Origin of the sequence: Xanthobacter tagetidis, assembly GCF_003667445.1 — a bacterium.
GTDB classification, from domain to species: Bacteria; Pseudomonadota; Alphaproteobacteria; order Rhizobiales; family Xanthobacteraceae; genus Xanthobacter; species Xanthobacter tagetidis.
In genome coordinates this window covers 1-15,255 of record NZ_RCTF01000013.1, presented here as the reverse complement: position 1 = coordinate 15,255, position 15,255 = coordinate 1, and the positions used below count along the sequence as shown (strand labels likewise).

Here is a 15,255-nt window from a genome sequence, read left to right as displayed (position 1 = left end):
CGGAACGCGTGCCTGACGGCCAGGTGGATCCCCCGGACAAGCCGGGGGATGACGGCAGGAACGACGATGACGTTGGGAAAGAGCATGACGACGAAAAGGGCATGACGCCGGGAAGATGGCGAACGGCCCCCTGGCGCCCTTCCGTCATCCCAGTCCGGTGGCGAGCCTCCGCCGCTATTGCAGCGAGCCCTCGCCGTCGCCGGGCGTGGTGCGGGCGAGCGTCATCTGGGTGATGGCCACCAGCATCTCGGCCCGTTCGCGCAGGGTGCGCGCCTCCAGCAGCGCCTGCTTCTCCCGCACGCCATAAGGCGAGATGACGGAGAGCGTGTTCACCAGCATCTCGGTGCCGGCCTGCTGGATGCCGTCCCAGTCCGCATCAAGCTTGTTGGCTTCGAGGAAGGCGGCGAGCGCCGCCAGCAGCGCCGAGCGGTCGACCTCGCTCTCGCCGGCGCTGGCGTCGAAGTCGGCGCCGAAGGCGGCGGTGTCGATCTTGAACTGGCGGTAGGGGGTGAGCGCCTCCACCTCTTCCACGATTGAGAAGCGGGCGACGCCGGTGAGGGTGATGAGATAGCGCCCGTCGCCGGTCTCGGCGAATTGCGTCAGCCGGCCGAGGCAGCCCACCTTGAACACCTGCGGCCCGTGCGGGCCGGGCGCCGCGCCGGGGTCGGGCTGCGCCATGGCGATCAGCCGCGCCCCCGAGAGCGCGTCGTCCACCATGGCGAGGTAGCGCGGCTCGAAGATGTTGAGCGGCAGCTCGGCGCGCGGCAGCAGCAGCGCTCCCGACAGGGGAAACACCGGCACCACCGGCGGCACGTCCGCCGGCGAAAGATAGGTCCGCTTTGCGGCCACGTTCGGCTTCCTTTTTCGACGTCCGCGCGCTCTGGGGGCGTGCGCGGGAAGCGGTCAGGCGAACAGGATCGCCGACAGCTTCTTACGGCCGGAGACGGTGAGCGGATCGGTCGGGCCCCAGGCCTCGAACAATTGCACGATCTGCTTGCGGGCCGCGTCCTCGTTCCAGGAGCGGTCGCGCTTGACGATGTCGAGCAGGTGCACCAGCGCTTCCTCGCGCCGCCCCTTGGCGTTGAGCGCCAGAGCGAGGTCGAAGCGCGCGGCGTGGTCGGCCGGGTCGAGGTCCACCTTGGCGGCGAGGCTCGCGAGGTCGCCCAGCGACTGCGCCTGCTCGGCCAGCTCCAGCGCCGCGCGGGCGGCGGCGACGAGGGGGTCGTTCTGCTTGTCCGCCGGCGCCAAGGCAAGCGTCGCCTTGGCCTGCTCCAGCGCGCCGGCCTGCACCTGGGCGCGCACCAGGCCGGTGAGCGCCTTCAGGTTGTCGGGCTCCTCGCCGAGCACGGCGGCGAAGATCTCGGCGGCGGCGGTCACGTCGCCCTCCGCGAGCGCCGCTTCGCCGGAGGCCAGCACCTCGTCGAGCCCGGCATCGGCCGGGCCGCCCATGAGGCGCTCGATGAAGGCGTTCACCTGCCCCTCGGGCAGCGCGCCCATGAACCCGTCCACCGGCTGGCCGTTCACGAACGCATAGACGGTGGGGATGGACTGGATGCCGAGCTTGCCGGGGATGGCCGGGTGCTCGTCGATGTTCATCTTGACCAGCTTGACCTTGCCCTTGGTGGCGCGGACCGCCTTCTCGATGATCGGGCCGAGGGTCTTGCAGGGGCCGCACCAGGGGGCCCAGAAATCCACCAGGACCGGGCGGCGCTTGGATTCCTCCATCACGTCGACCATGAAGGTCTGGGTGGTGGTGTCGGTCACCGCCTCCGCGCCCGCCGCCCCGGTCTGTGTCGCGCCCTGTGTCGCGCCTCCTTGGGCGCCCGTCTGGTTGAACAGCATAGCCTTACCCCTTGAGAGCCGGACCTCGCGGCTCGCATCCGCCCCTTAGATGGGCATCGCCCGCGCCGGCGCAATCGGCCGATGCCGCTTCTACCGCCTTCCGCCATGGGGTGGAACCCGCAGAATGGCCGCCGCGCCCGGCGGCGGGGCCGGAAAGCGGGGGACGGCGCCCCGCGGCCTGTGGACGCGCAAGGCCGGCGCCCTGCCTGCCCCTTGCCTGCCCCGCGCCGCGCGTGCAGGCTCGGTTTGACCACAACCGCCAAAGGCTGGCACACCTCATGCCATGCCTGAACGTCTGCCCCAAAGTGCACTGACCGGATGACGTCCAACCGCCCGCGGCCCACGAGATGAAGTTCAACCGCCTGCGGCTCGTGGGCTTCAAGACCTTCGTCGAGCCCACCGACCTCATCATCGAGCCCGGCCTCACCGGCGTTGTGGGCCCGAACGGGTGCGGCAAGTCCAACCTCGTGGAAGCGCTGCGCTGGGTCATGGGCGAAAGCTCGCACAAGGCCATGCGCGCCCAGGACATGGACGACGTGATCTTCGCCGGCACCACGGGGCGCCCGTCGCGCAACGCGGCCGAGGTGGCGCTCCAGCTCGACAATTCCGACCGCACCGCCCCCGCCGGCTTCAACGAGTGGGACCAGCTGGAGGTGGTGCGCCGCATCGAGCGCGGCTCCGGCTCGGCCTACCGCATCAACGGGCGCGACGTGCGGGCGCGCGACGTCAACCTGCTGTTCGCCGACGCCTCCACCGGCGCCCGCTCGCCCGCCTTGGTGCGCCAGGGGCAGATCGGCGAGATCGTCGGCGCCAAGCCCAATGCGCGCCGCCGCATCCTGGAGGAGGCGGCGGGCGTCGCCGGCCTGCATGCCCGCCGCCACGAGGCGGAGATGCGGCTCAAGGCGGCGGAACAGAACCTCGCCCGGGTCGAGGACGTGATCGTCCAGCTCGGCACCCAGGTGGAGAGCCTCAAGCGGCAGTCGCGCCAGACCGTGCGCTACAAGGGCCTCGCCGCCGAGATCCGCCAGTGCGAGGCGACGCTTCTGTGGCTGCGCTGGCGCGAGGTGACGCAGGCCCTCGCCGAGGCCGAGCGCGCGGTCGAGGCGAGCGTGCGCGACGGCGCCGAGACCACCCGCATCCAGGCCGAGGCGGCGCGGCTCCAGGCCATCGCCGCCCACGAGCTGCCGCCCTTGCGCCAGGCCGAGGCCGAGGCCGCCGCCGCGCTCCAGCGCCTCACCCTTGCCCGCGGCGAGCTGGACAAGGAGGAGGCGCGCATCGCCGCCCGCCGCCAGGACCTGGAGCGGCGCATCGTCCAGCTGGCGCAGGACCTGGAGCGCGAGAAGGCGCTCTCGGCCGATGCCTCCGGCGTGCTGGAGCGCCTCGCCGACGAGAGCGAGATGCTGCGCGCCGAGCAGGAAGAGAGCGCCGAAGCGGAGATGGTCGCCGGCGACCGGATGGCCGAGATCGCCGCCGCCTTGGCCGAGGCGGAGGCGGCGCTGGAGGAGAAGACCACGCTGTTCGCCGACCTCGGCGCCCGCCGGACCAGCCTGGAGCAGTCCGTGCGCGAGTTGCGCGACCGGCTGGTGCGCAACGGCGCCGAGCGGGCTTCGGTGGAGGCGGAGGAGGCGCGCCACCGCCGCGAGGCCGGCACCGACGCGCTGGAGGCCGCCCGCGCCGACGCCGAGGCCGCCCGCGAGGCTCTGGCGGAGGCGGAGGAGGCCACCGCCGAGGCCGAGGCCGGGCATGCCGCGGCCCGCCGCGCCGCCGAGGAGTTGCGCCCCGCCCTCGCGGAGGCGCAGGCGCGATTCGGCCGGCTGGAGACCGAGGCGCGCACGCTCTCCAAGCTGCTGATGGCGTCGGGCGACGGCTTCCCGCCGGTGGCGGACCTCCTCACCGTCGCCAAGGGCTACGAGATGGCGCTCGGGGCCGCGCTCGGCGACGACCTCGATCTGCCGGTGGACCCCGCCGCCCCCGCGCGCTGGGCCGGGGCCGCGCCCGACGCGCTCGATCCGGCGCTGCCGGCAGGCGCCGAGCCGCTGTCCCGCCACGTCTCGGGCGCGCCGGCTTTGGCGCGCCGGCTGGCCCAGGTGGGCATCGTGCCGCGGAATGAGGGGCCGGGCCTTGCCCGCGACTTGAAGAGCGGCCAGCGCCTCGTCTCGCGCGAAGGCGACCTGTGGCGCTGGGACGGCGTGGTGGCCGCCGCCGACGCGCCCACGGCGGCCGCGCGCCGGCTCGCCGAGCGCAACCGCCTCGCCGACATCGAGGCCGAGGCCGAGGAGGCCCGCGCCGCCCTCGACGAATTGCGCGCCGCGGAGGCCGAGCGCCAGGAGGCGCTCGCCGCCGCCGCCCGGCATGAGACCGCCGCCCGCGAGGCGCGCCGCGCCGCCCAGCGCGCGGCGGAGGTCTCGCGCGAGAGTCTCGCCGCCGCCGAGCGCAAGGCGGCCCAGCACCTTGCCCGCCTTTCCGCTTTGGGCGAGGCGCGCGCGCGCCTCGTCGCCGCGAAGGAGGAGGGGGAGGCGGACCTGGAGGAGGCAAGTGCCCAGCTCGCCGCGCTCGATGCGCCGCATCTTCTGGAGGCGGACCTCGCCCGCGCCCGCGCCGAGGCCGGCGAGCGCCGCGCCGCCATGGCCGAGGCCAAGGCCGCGCTCGACGGCCTCAGCCGCGAGACCACCGCCCGGCGCCGGCGGCTGGAGACCCTGGCGGCCGAGGAATCCTCCTGGCGCAAGCGCGCCGGCGGCGCCGGCGAGCGCCTCGCCGCCATCGAGGCCCGCAGCGCGGAAGCCCAGGCGGAGCTGGAGGCGCTGGAGGACGCGCCGGGCGAGATCATCCGCCAGCGCCGGGCGCTGCTCACCGCCACCGAGGAGGCCGAGGCCGCCCGCCGCGCCGCCGCCGACCGGCTGGCGGAGGGCGAGGCCGCGCTTGCCGCCGCCGACAAGGCCGCCCGCGACGCGGTGGAGGCGCTCTCCGGCACCCGGGCCGAGGCGGCCCGCGCCGAGGCGCGCCTGGAGGCCGCGCGCCAGCGCCGCGACGATGTCCAGCGCGAGATTTCCGACGCTCTGGAAGGCCCCCCCGAACTCGCCCGCGAGGCCGCCGGGCTCGACATCGACGGGCCGCTGCCCGACCCGCGCGCCATCGAGGAGAAGCTGGAGCGCGCCAAGCGCGACCGCGAGCGCCTCGGCGCCGTGAACCTGCGCGCCGACGTGGAGCTGGAGGAGGCGGAGGGCCAGCACACCGCCCTGGTCGCCGAGCGCGACGACCTGGTGGAGGCCATCAAGCGCCTGCGCGGGGCGATCCAGAGCCTCAACCGCGAGGCGCGCGAGCGCCTCCAGGCCTCGTTCGCGGTGGTGGATGCCCACTTCAAGAAGCTGTTCGACACCCTGTTCGGCGGCGGGGAGGCGCAACTGGTGCTGACCGAGGCCGAGGACCCGCTGGAGGCGGGCCTCGACATCATCGCCAAGCCGCCGGGCAAGAAGCCGCAGACGCTCTCGCTGCTGTCCGGCGGCGAGCAGGCGCTCACCGCCATGGCGCTGATCTTCGCCGTGTTCCTCACCAATCCGGCGCCCATCTGCGTGCTGGACGAGGTGGACGCGCCGCTCGACGACGCCAATGTGGAGCGCTTCTGCACCCTGCTGGACGAGATGACGCGCCTCACCGACACGCGCTTCCTCACCATCACCCACAACCCCATCACCATGGCGCGCCAGAACCGGCTTTTCGGCGTCACCATGGCCGAGCGCGGGGTATCGCGGCTGGTGTCGGTTGACCTCCAGGCAGCCGAGCGCCTGCGCGAGGCGGGGTGACGTAACGTCTCCTGCCTGCTGCGGTCATAATTTTCTCACGTTATTTCAATGGGATACCGCGTTCGGAACGCGCCTTGACACTCATTTTTGCCGCAACTATGTTGCGCCGCGGTTTCAAGGGGGAGGCTGCGGTCTGCCACCTGAGCCGGAGTGGGCGCCATGTCCGACCCGAGTGATGCTTCCCGCGGCCGATCCGCGAACGATCGGCCCGTCGAGGGGAACGTGTCCGCCGCGGGCGGGGCGCCGGCTTCCCGGCCCAGTGACGGAGAGCTGTCGCAGCGTCTTCAGGATCTCGATTCCTCCCTCGGGAAGGTGCGTGCCAGGACGCAGGAGCCGAAGGGCAAGAGCGGGCCTAACACGTCTTCCGCTTCGGGTGTCGCGCTGGCGTTCCGGCTCGGCGCCGAGTTCGTTTCCGGCGTTCTGGTGGGCTCGCTCATCGGCTACGGGATCGACTATTTCCTCGCGATCTCGCCCTGGGGGCTGATCGTGTTCACGCTGGTCGGCTTCGGCGCCGGCGTGCTGAACATGCTGCGCGCGGCGGAAGGCCGCAGGCACGACGGCGGCAAGGCCCTGTAAGAGACGGCGCCGAGAGGCGTCGACCGGGTCGCCGGAAGGACATGCGGCGGACGCGGTAACGGGCGGCAGGCGCCGCAAAGAACAGGCGGCGCAGGCCGCGTACGGAACACGAGCGGCAAACGCCGCGCACTGGCGGCTTCGGGCCGCCGCGAGAAGGGGGCGTAGGCGGATGGTCGTCGATCCGATCCACCAGTTCGAGATCAAGCGCTACGTTGACCTGCTGAACATCAGCAGCGTCCAGTTCTCCTTCACCAACGCTGCCGTCTTCATGTTCGGCATCGTCGCCATCATCTTCTTCTTCCTCACCTTCGCGACGCGCGGGCGCACTTTGGTGCCGGGCCGGGCGCAGTCGGCGGCGGAGGTGAGCTACGAATTCATCGCCAAGATGGTGCGTGATTCGGCCGGCAACGAGGGCATGGTGTTCTTCCCCCTCGTGTTCTCGCTGTTCATGTTCGTGCTGGTGGCGAACCTCGTCGGCCTCGTCCCCTACACCTTCACGGTCACCGCCCATCTCATCGTCACCGCGGCGCTGGCGCTGCTCGTGATCGGCACCGTGATCGTCTACGGCTTCATGAAGCACGGCTCGCACTTCCTGCATCTGTTCGTGCCCTCGGGCGTGCCGGCCTTCCTCCTGCCCTTCCTGGTGGTGATCGAGGTGGTGTCCTTCCTCTCGCGCCCCATCAGCCTCTCGCTGCGTCTGTTCGCCAACATGCTGGCCGGCCACATCGCGCTGAAGGTGTTCGCCTTCTTCGTGGTGGGCCTCGCCTCGGCCGGCGTGGTCGGCTGGTTCGGCGCGACGCTGCCCTTCTTCATGATCGTGGCGCTGACCGCGCTGGAGCTGCTGGTGGCGGTGCTGCAGGCCTACGTGTTCGCGGTGCTGACCTCCATCTACCTCAACGACGCCATCCACCCCGGCCACTGACCGGCCGGACGCGGCCGCAGCGGCCTCGTCCGGGCTTCACGTTCCGGGCTTCACGTTCAACGACGGTTTCTCAAGGAGAGTAAAATGGATCCTGCAGTCGGAAAGTACATCGGTGCCGGCCTCGCCTCTCTCGGCATGGGCCTCGCGGCCATCGGCGTGGGCAACATCTTCGGCAACTTCCTTGCCGGCGCCCTGCGCAATCCGTCGGCCGCCGACGGCCAGTTCGCCCGCGCGTTCATCGGCGCGGCGCTCGCGGAAGGCCTCGGCATCTTCGCGCTGGTCGTCGCCCTCGTGCTGCTGTTCGTGGCCTGATCGGGCCGCGCGGCGGGAGGGCTTGTCCTCCCGCGCCAGGGGTGGCGGACCGCAGGCGAGGGGACTTCCCCGCCGTGCGCCCGCCGCCCGATCGCATTCCGGATGCGATCCCGTCCGTTTCCGGCCGGGGTCGAAGACATCATTTGAGGCAGGCGGGCGTGCCATGACCAGGACTTCCATGACGCATACATGGACGCGGAGCACATGGACGCGGCGCGTTGCGCTTGCGGGCGTGATCGCGGGCCTGTGGACCTCTCCGCTTCTCGCGGCCGAGGGCGGCCACGGCGGCAAGCCCCACTTCCCGCCGTTCGACGCCACCACCTTCGCCTCGCAGCTCCTGTGGCTCGCGCTCTCCTTCGGCCTGCTCTATTACCTCATGAGCAAGGTGGCGCTGCCGCGCATCGGCCGCATCCTTGAGGAGCGGCACGACCGCATCGCCGACGATCTCGAAGAGGCGGCCAAGCACCGCGCCGAGAGCGAGGCCGCGCAGCAGGCCTATGAAAAGGCGCTGAACGAGGCCCGCGCCAAGGCCAATTCCATCGCCGCCGACACCCGCAACCGGCTGACCGCCGATGCGGACGCCAACCGCAAGGCGCTGGAGGCGGAGCTTTCCGCCAAGCTCAGCGCGGCCGAGGCGCGCATCGCCTCCACCAAGGCGGAAGCCATGACCCATGTGCGCGGCATCGCCGTGGACGCGGCCCATTCCATCGTCTCCACCCTGATCGGTACCGCGCCCGCCGCGCCGGACGTCGAGAAGGCGGTGGACGGCGTCCTGTCCAAGCGCGAAGCGGCCTGAGGATCACCGACATGAACGAGATGGCTCTCGCCGAAGTCTGGGTCGCGGTCGCCTTCGTGGTGTTCGTGGGCATCGTGCTCTATGCCGGCGCGCACCGCTCCATCGCCGCCGGGCTCGACAAGCGCGGCGCGCGCATCGCCGCCGAGCTGGAGGAGGCGCGCCGCCTCAAGGAGGAGGCGCAGAAGCTGGTGGCCGAGTTCAAGCGCAAGCAGCGCGAGGCCGAGGCCGAGGCCGAATCGATCATCACCGGCGCCAAGGCCGAGGCCGAGCGCCTCGCCGCCGACGCCAAGGCCAAGATCGAGGACTTCGTCACCCGCCGCACCAGGATGGCGGAGGAGAAGATCGCCCAGGCCGAGCACCAGGCGATCGCCGACGTGCGCTCCATCGCCGCCGATGCCGCCGCCAAGGCGTCCGAGGGCCTGCTGGCCGCCGGCGCCGTCGGCGAGACCGGCGCCCGGCTGGTCGCGAACGCCATCTCCGAGGTCAAGTCCAAGCTCAACTGAGGCCGGGCCGCGGCGCGCGGTCTTATTTCTGTACCTCGTCGTGGGCGGTCCGTAAGGAGCGTTCAATCGCCCCATTTCGTACATCCTCGCGCGTTGCAGGCCGACCTGAAGAGGTCGGCGGCGCGGCTTTGAGGATCGGCGGCCTCTCGCTCTCGCGGATTCGCTCCGCGCTCGTCGGCGCCGGACGACCCTAGGCGGGTCAGGGGCGTGGCGATGGTGCATCTTGCCGGCTGAGGCGGCGTTTCCGGTACGCCCAGAAGCCGCCTAGGGCCATGAGAAGCCAGGCGATGAACGGGTCCAGGAAAGGGACCATCGCGAGAGTCGTCCACCGCGGTGACGGATGCGCTCCCGGTGACGTCTCCACGAATGAGACGCCTTCAACCCGGATGTCGGACGGCCGCAGCACTCCGCCGGTCGCGGCGTCAGTCCCTGTGTAGGGGCGCGGGGCGCTGGCCTGAGAACCGTCCGGGTTGAAAAATTCGACCTGCTTCGTCCGCAGCGAGGCGACGGCGATCTGGCCGTCCTGAGTCAACCCGATCGCGAAGACGCCGCCGCCAGTGTTCGCGAACCAGCCGCACTCAAAACGACCGTCCGCTCCATAACGCTGGATACGGGCAAGCGGTGCCGTCGTCGTAAAAGTCTTGTTCGCGGGCCCGGAAATGCTGGTGACCCAGAATATTGCCGGCAGCTCAATGTGCTGCAGCCACGGGCCGGCGGCAGGAACCAGCGCGACGCCGAAAAAGCCAAGGCTGCCTGCCGCGACCAAGACCCCCGAAATGGCATTGCCGCCACGGGCGAGCCGATATGCTCCGATCCAAAAAAAGACCAGGAGAAGCAGCGCGAGTGTGGCGAGAAAGTTCACGAGCATCCCGGTCGGCAAGAGCTGCATTCCTAATGTACTGTAATAGGAAATTTCATGACGGGTAGGTTTGCCCGTCATTCGTCGCCGCGCATGCCGCGTGAGCAAACCGCACCGCAGGCCGTGGCGAATGGGCGACGCCTCATGCCCGAACTGGCATCTGCGGTTCGGCACGGCGCCCGCAGATGCTCCCGGTATTGCACGCGCTGGCCTTGAAACCGCCCTGCGCATGGGCCAATGCTTCAGCATGTGGCGGATCCGTTTCAGATCCTGGGATGTCCCGGTGGTGTGCGCTCTGCAGCTCAGCGGGTGCGCGCTCCTTCGCGTGCTCGCGCTCGCGGTGCTGGCGCTCATTGGCACGGCGCCGTCCGCGCCGGCCATCGCCCAGCAGGGCTGCTTCCTGTTCTTCTGCCCGCCCGGCGTGCAGCCGCCGGGACAGCGCAAGCCGCGCCCCTGGTTCTCGCCCGGGGACCTGTTCGCGCCGCAGGAACAGCCGCCGCCCCCGGTGCCGAAGAAGCCGGCGGAGCCCGAAGGCGTGGTCTACCAGAGCGCCGACGCGGCGGCCCAGGGCCGCAAGCAGCCGCAGACGCAGTTCATCCTGGTGATGGGCGACCGCATCGCCAGCCAGCTCGCCCAGGGCCTCGCCGACGCCTATGTGAGCGAGCGGGCCCGTGTGGCCGTGATCGAGACCATCGCCGACGAGAGCGGCTACCTGCCGACGCCGGTGGACTGGCCGCCGCGCTTTCCCGAGGCGGTGAATGCGGCGCGCGCCAGCGTGGCCGTGCTCGCCTTGGGCAATGACGACCTCCAGCCCATCAAGGACGGCGACGTGACGGTCCAGCCGCTCACCGACCGCTGGATGGAGCTTTATGCCAAGCGGGTGGACGACGTGCTCACCGCCCTTCGGGCCGTGGCGCCGCGCGTGATCGTGGTCGGCCTCGCCCCGGTGCAGAGCACGACGGTGTCCGACGACTATCGCCGCCTCAACGACATTCTGCGCTCGCGCGCTGCCCGCGCCGGCTTCCCGTTCGCCGACGTCTGGGAAGGCTTCGTGGACGAGGAGGGCAAGTTCGCCGTGTTCGGCCCGGCGGTGGACGGCCAGCGCCGGCGCCTGCGGCTCAATGACGGCATCCGCTTCACCCGCGCCGGCGGGCGCAAGCTCGCTTTCTTCGTGCAGAAGGACCTCGACCGCATGCTGGCGGACCCGGCCCGGCCCTCCGCCGGCATGTCGGGCGGCCCGCTGGAGCGGCCCGCCGCACTGGCCGGCCCCCCCGCGGGCGCGCGCGGCACGCCGCCGGCGGTCCAGGTCTCGGCCCCGGCACGGGCGCTGATGGAAGGCGTGCCTCCGCCGCCGGTGCGCGGCCGGGCGGACGACTTCTCCTGGCCGCCCCCGGCCGAGGCGTCTCCATCCGGGGCGCAGTAGACCGCCCGCCCGTCCTGCCGCCGCCTTTCGCACTGCGGCATCTTTGCGAGCGCGGCCCCGCGCTCTAAGGTCGAGCTTCGATCCCAATCGATCCGAGGGGCCCGTCCATGTCCATCCGTCCGCGCCGCAGCGTCCTTTACATGCCCGGCTCCAATGCCCGCGCGCTGGAGAAGGCGCGCACCCTGCCGGCGGACGGCGTGATCCTGGACCTCGAGGACGCGGTCGCCCCCGACGCCAAGGTGGAGGCCCGCGCCCGCGTGGTGGAGACGGTGAAGGCCGGCGGCTTCGGCCCGCGCGAGGTGGCGATCCGCATCAACGGCCTCGACACCGCCTGGGGCTCGGACGACCTCGACGCCGCTGCCGCCGCCGCGCCCGACGCTATCCTGGTGCCCAAGGTGCAGGAGGTGGAGCAGCTCGTCACCGTCGGCCGGCGCCTGAAGGCGCTGGGCGTGCCGGAGACGACGCGGGTGTGGGCCATGATCGAGACCCCGCTCGCCATCCTCGACATCAAGGCCATCGCCCTGTCGGCGCGCGACCCGCTCACCCGGCTCCAGGTGTTCGTGCTCGGCACCAACGATCTCGCCAAGGAGACCCGCGCCGCCCTCGTTCCCGGCCGCGCGCCCATGGTGGCCTGGCTCTCGCTGGTGGTGGCGGCCGCGCGCACGTCCGGCATCGACGTGCTGGACGGGGTATGGAACCAGTTCCAGGACCTCGACGGCTTCAAGGCCGAGTGCGCCCAGGGCGCGCAGTTCGGCATGGACGGCAAGACGCTGATCCACCCCTCGCAGATCGAGCCCTGCAACGCCGCCTTCTCGCCGCCCGCCGCCGAGGTGGAGCGCGCGCGCGCCATCATCGCCGCCTTCGCGCTGCCGGAGAATGCCGGCAAGGGCGTCATCACGCTCGACGGGCGGATGGTGGAACTGCTGCATGCCGAGATGGCGAAGCGCACCGTCGCGCTCGCCGACGCCATCACCGCCAAGGGCTGACGGCGCGCCCCAGCACGCGCCGAGCACCAGCGACCCGACCGAGGAGAACCCCGCCATGGCCGATACGCCGCCCGCCCGGCCGCTGCATATCGTCATGCTGGCGTTCCCGCGCTTCACCCAGCTCGACCTCACGGCGCCCTACGAGGTGCTGGCGCGGGTCGCGGGAGCGAAGGTGGATGTGGTCTGGAAGCGGGCCAAGGACCCGGTGGTGGACGACCTCGGCCTGAAGATCATGCCCACCGCGCGGTTCAAGGACATCACGGCCTGCGACGTGCTGTTCGTGCCGGGCGGCCCGGGCCAGCTGGCGCTGATGGAGGACGAGGAGACGCTCGCCTTCCTGCGCCGCATGGCCTCGGGGGCGCGCTACGTCACCTCGGTGTGCACCGGCTCGCTGGTGCTCGGGGCGGCAGGCCTGCTCATGGGCTACCGCGCCACCTGCCACTGGCTGTCGCTGCCGCAGCTCGTCTTCCTCGGCGCCATCCCGGTGGAGGAGCGCGTGGTGGTGGACGGGAACCGCTTCACCGGCGCGGGCGTCTCGTCCGGCACCGATCTCGCCCTGCGGCTCGCCGCGGAGCTGGCGGGCGAGGAGGAGGCGCGGCGCATCGCGCTCGCCATCGAGTACCAGCCGGCACCCGCCTTCCCGCCGCGCGACCGCGAGAACCCGGACCTCGTCGCCCAGATCCGCGCGCGCACCCAGAGGTTTCAACAGGAGCGCGAAGAGACCGCCCGGCGCGTCGGCGCCAGGCTCGGCGTGCCGCTGCGCGCCGGCTGAACCGGAAGGACATCTCGATGAAGCTCTACCGCTATCTCACCGGCCCGGACGACACCGCCTTCTGCAAGCGCGTCTCGGCCGCCCTCAACAAGGGCTGGCAGCTCCACGGCGCGCCGACCCTGACCTTCGATCCCGTAAAGGGCCGCGTCATCTGCGGCCAGGCGATCGTCAAGGAGGTGCCGGGCGAATGGTCGGAAGACATCACTCTTTCCGACTACTGATGGGGCAGGGCGCTCAGGCGTAGGCCGTCTCGTCGGCGGGACCGGCGGGCAGGAGCACCACCGCCACGTCGACCTCGTCGCCGGCGTCGGTGAATTCCTTCTTCACCGCCTTGGTGAGCCGCCCCACCGCCTGGCGCGCCTGCTCGACGCTCCAGTCGTTCTCGAATCCGAGGTGCAGCTCTACCATCATCTTGCCGCCGAGCTGGCGGGTGCGGATGTCGCCCAGTTCGTCGAAGTCGTTGAAGTGCTTGGTGAGCACGCGCAGGATCCGCAGCTGGCCCGCCTCGCCGATCGCCTGGTCCAAAAGCGAGCCGACCGAGTTCGAGAGCATGGCCCAGATGTTGTAGACCATGAAGCTGATGACCACGAACGACGCCAGCGGATCGAGATAGGCGATCCACTCGATGGTGTGGAACGTCGAGGTGATCATGGTGCCGATGAACACCGACAGGCTGGCGGTGGCCGAGACCAGATGGACCCGCGCCTGCGCCTCCAGCACCGGGGATTTGGTCTCGCGCGCGAGCCGCAGCGCCTTGCGGTTGAAATAGGCGTTGCCGGCGACCGCGAGCGCCGCCACCACGAGGCCGGCCCCGGCGCCCTCCACCGGCTGCGGGTCAAGCACCAGCGCCACCGCGCGGGTACTGGCGATGATGACCAGGATGGTCTGCAGCACCGCGATCATCATCTCGGCGAGGTTTTCGAGCTTGCCGAGACCGTAGGCGAACCGACCCGGATTGGCCCGGCTGGAAAGGCGCAGCACCAGCCAGCAGGCGGTGAGCGCCGTCAGGTCGAAGGATGTGGCGAGCAGGTCCGTGAAGATGGCCGCCGAATTGGTGAAGCTCGCCGCCACGACGTAGAGCGAGAACAGGACGATGGTGAAGATCATCGCCTGGAAGGACAGTTTCTGGCTCGCCGATCCCGACACCTTCGCACCCCCGCCGCTGCATTTTGCGCCCTGCTGCCAAAAGGCCCAGCCGTGCGCCGCCGTCAACCCCTGTTGCGCCGCACGCGGGGCCTCTGCCACATTGGGTGCCTTCACCGGGGGCGAGAGATGACCAAGACCAGTTCCGGCAATTTCTTCGAGGACTTCGCGGTCGGCCAGGTGATCCGCCATGCGACGCCGCGCACCCTCACGGTGGGTGACGTCAGCCTTTACAGCGCGCTCTACGGCACGCGCTTCGCCGTGCAGTCGGCGGACAGCTTCGCCCAGGACCTCGGCTATCCGCGCGCGCCGATCGACGATCTGCTGGTGTTCCACATGGTGTTCGGCAAGACGGTGCCCGACATCTCCCTCAACGCGGTGGCGAACCTCGGCTATGCCGGCGGGCGCTTCCTCGCCCCGGTCTATCCCGGCGACACGCTGACCGCGGTCTCCGAGGTCATCGGCGTGCGCGAGAATTCCAACGGCCAGAGCGGCGTCGTCTATGTGCGCTCCAGCGGCTTCAACCAGGACGGCGTCGAGGTGCTCGACTATGTGCGTTGGGTGATGGTGCGCAAGAAGGACCCGTCCTTGCCCGCGCCCGAGCCGGTGGTGCCGACCCTGCCCGCGGCGCTCGCCCCCGACGCGCTGGGCGACGCGGTGCCGGCGCTCGACATCGAGGCCTGGCGCTTCGACCTCTCCGGCAGCCCGGCGCGCTTCGCCGACTACGAGGTCGGCGAGCGGATCGACCACGTGGACGGCATGACGGTGGAGGAGGCGGAGCACATGATCGCCACCCGCCTCTACCAGAACACGGCCAAGGTGCACTTCAACCAGTTCACCGAGGGCCAGGGCCGGTTCGGCCGGCGCCTGATCTATGGCGGGCACGTGATCTCGATCGCCCGCGCCTTGTCGTTCAACGGCCTCGGCAACGCCTTCCACGTGGCGGCGATCAATGCCGGGCGGCACGTGGCGCCTTTGTTCGCCGGCCTCACGGTGCACGCCTGGAGCGAGATCCTCGACACCGCCGCCATTCCCGGCCGCGACGACGTGGGCGCGCTGCGTGTGCGCACCGTCGCCACCAAGGACCGGCCCTGCGCCGACTTCCCCTACAAGGACGGCGACGAGTACGACCCGAGCGTCATCCTCGACCTCGACTACTGGGTGCTGATCCCGCACTGACGGGGCCGCCGGGGCAGCAGGGCTGCGCCGGCCCTCAGCGGGTCGCGGTGCCCGGTGTTGCGGCGGTGTCCGGCGCTCCCGGCTGCGCGTTCAGGGCGCGGGCGCGCTCGGGCGCCGGGCGCGGCAGGGGCGCGCCGCCGGC

At 71.2% G+C, this 15,255-nt stretch carries 15 protein-coding genes; 11 read left to right on the top strand and 4 right to left on the bottom strand.

Annotated elements, in window-relative coordinates; genetic code table 11:
* Window positions 1-174: 174 nt before the first annotated feature.
* Both D9R14_RS15330 and trxA read right to left on the bottom strand, forming a co-directional pair.
* Window positions 175-849, bottom strand: coding sequence for an LON peptidase substrate-binding domain-containing protein (locus D9R14_RS15330; RefSeq protein ID WP_121624220.1), 675 nt, complete (start codon window positions 847-849; stop codon window positions 175-177).
* 54 nt (window positions 850-903) lie between these two features.
* The gene (trxA, locus tag D9R14_RS15325; protein WP_121624219.1) at window positions 904-1,842 is read right to left on the bottom strand and encodes a thioredoxin; all 939 of its coding nucleotides are present in this window, start codon (window positions 1,840-1,842) and stop codon (window positions 904-906) included.
* A 347-nt stretch (window positions 1,843-2,189) separates the two neighbouring features.
* Here trxA and smc point away from each other — a divergent pair, with 347 nt between their 5' ends.
* The 6 genes from smc (at window position 2,190) to D9R14_RS15295 (ending at window position 8,751) form a co-directional block, all read left to right on the top strand.
* Complete coding sequence (gene smc / locus D9R14_RS15320; protein ID WP_121624218.1) at window positions 2,190-5,642, top strand: chromosome segregation protein SMC; 3,453 nt, start codon at window positions 2,190-2,192, stop codon at window positions 5,640-5,642.
* Window positions 5,643-5,801: 159 nt separating this feature from the next.
* A complete protein-coding gene (locus D9R14_RS15315) occupies window positions 5,802-6,218 on the top strand; it encodes an AtpZ/AtpI family protein (RefSeq protein ID WP_121624217.1) in 417 nt (138 codons plus the stop codon).
* Between the two features lie 169 nt (window positions 6,219-6,387).
* Window positions 6,388-7,140, top strand: coding sequence for a F0F1 ATP synthase subunit A (locus D9R14_RS15310; RefSeq protein ID WP_121624216.1), 753 nt, complete (start codon window positions 6,388-6,390; stop codon window positions 7,138-7,140).
* Between the two features lie 84 nt (window positions 7,141-7,224).
* Window positions 7,225-7,452: a F0F1 ATP synthase subunit C gene (locus D9R14_RS15305; protein ID WP_121624215.1), complete on the top strand. Its 228-nt coding sequence runs from the start codon at window positions 7,225-7,227 to the stop codon at window positions 7,450-7,452.
* Between the two features lie 178 nt (window positions 7,453-7,630).
* Entirely contained in the window at window positions 7,631-8,248 is a 618-nt protein-coding gene (locus tag D9R14_RS15300) for a F0F1 ATP synthase subunit B (protein ID WP_121624214.1), read from the top strand.
* An 11-nt stretch (window positions 8,249-8,259) separates the two neighbouring features.
* Window positions 8,260-8,751, top strand: coding sequence for a F0F1 ATP synthase subunit B family protein (locus D9R14_RS15295; RefSeq protein WP_184759485.1), 492 nt, complete (start codon window positions 8,260-8,262; stop codon window positions 8,749-8,751).
* Window positions 8,752-8,950: 199 nt separating this feature from the next.
* On the opposite strand, the gene D9R14_RS15290 is transcribed toward D9R14_RS15295, so the two are convergent.
* Window positions 8,951-9,691 (bottom strand): hypothetical protein, encoded by a 741-nt coding sequence (locus D9R14_RS15290; RefSeq protein WP_147453042.1) that lies wholly within the window; start codon window positions 9,689-9,691, stop codon window positions 8,951-8,953.
* A 202-nt stretch (window positions 9,692-9,893) separates the two neighbouring features.
* Here D9R14_RS15290 and D9R14_RS15285 point away from each other — a divergent pair, with 202 nt between their 5' ends.
* The 4 genes from D9R14_RS15285 (at window position 9,894) to D9R14_RS15270 (ending at window position 13,012) form a co-directional block, all read left to right on the top strand.
* Window positions 9,894-11,033, top strand: a complete 1,140-nt coding sequence (locus D9R14_RS15285) for an SGNH/GDSL hydrolase family protein (protein WP_170168630.1) — start codon at window positions 9,894-9,896, stop codon at window positions 11,031-11,033.
* 107 nt (window positions 11,034-11,140) lie between these two features.
* Complete coding sequence (locus D9R14_RS15280; protein WP_121624211.1) at window positions 11,141-12,019, top strand: HpcH/HpaI aldolase/citrate lyase family protein; 879 nt, start codon at window positions 11,141-11,143, stop codon at window positions 12,017-12,019.
* A gap of 55 nt (window positions 12,020-12,074) precedes the next feature.
* Window positions 12,075-12,791: a DJ-1/PfpI family protein gene (locus D9R14_RS15275; RefSeq protein WP_121624210.1), complete on the top strand. Its 717-nt coding sequence runs from the start codon at window positions 12,075-12,077 to the stop codon at window positions 12,789-12,791.
* A 17-nt stretch (window positions 12,792-12,808) separates the two neighbouring features.
* Entirely contained in the window at window positions 12,809-13,012 is a 204-nt protein-coding gene (locus D9R14_RS15270) for a DUF1737 domain-containing protein (protein ID WP_121624209.1), read from the top strand.
* Window positions 13,013-13,025: 13 nt separating this feature from the next.
* Here D9R14_RS15270 and D9R14_RS15265 read toward each other — a convergent pair whose 3' ends face one another.
* Window positions 13,026-13,937: a cation diffusion facilitator family transporter gene (locus D9R14_RS15265; RefSeq protein ID WP_170168629.1), complete on the bottom strand. Its 912-nt coding sequence runs from the start codon at window positions 13,935-13,937 to the stop codon at window positions 13,026-13,028.
* 126 nt (window positions 13,938-14,063) lie between these two features.
* Here D9R14_RS15265 and D9R14_RS15260 point away from each other — a divergent pair, with 126 nt between their 5' ends.
* Entirely contained in the window at window positions 14,064-15,113 is a 1,050-nt protein-coding gene (locus D9R14_RS15260) for a MaoC family dehydratase (RefSeq protein WP_121624208.1), read from the top strand.
* Window positions 15,114-15,255 lie beyond the last annotated feature (142 nt).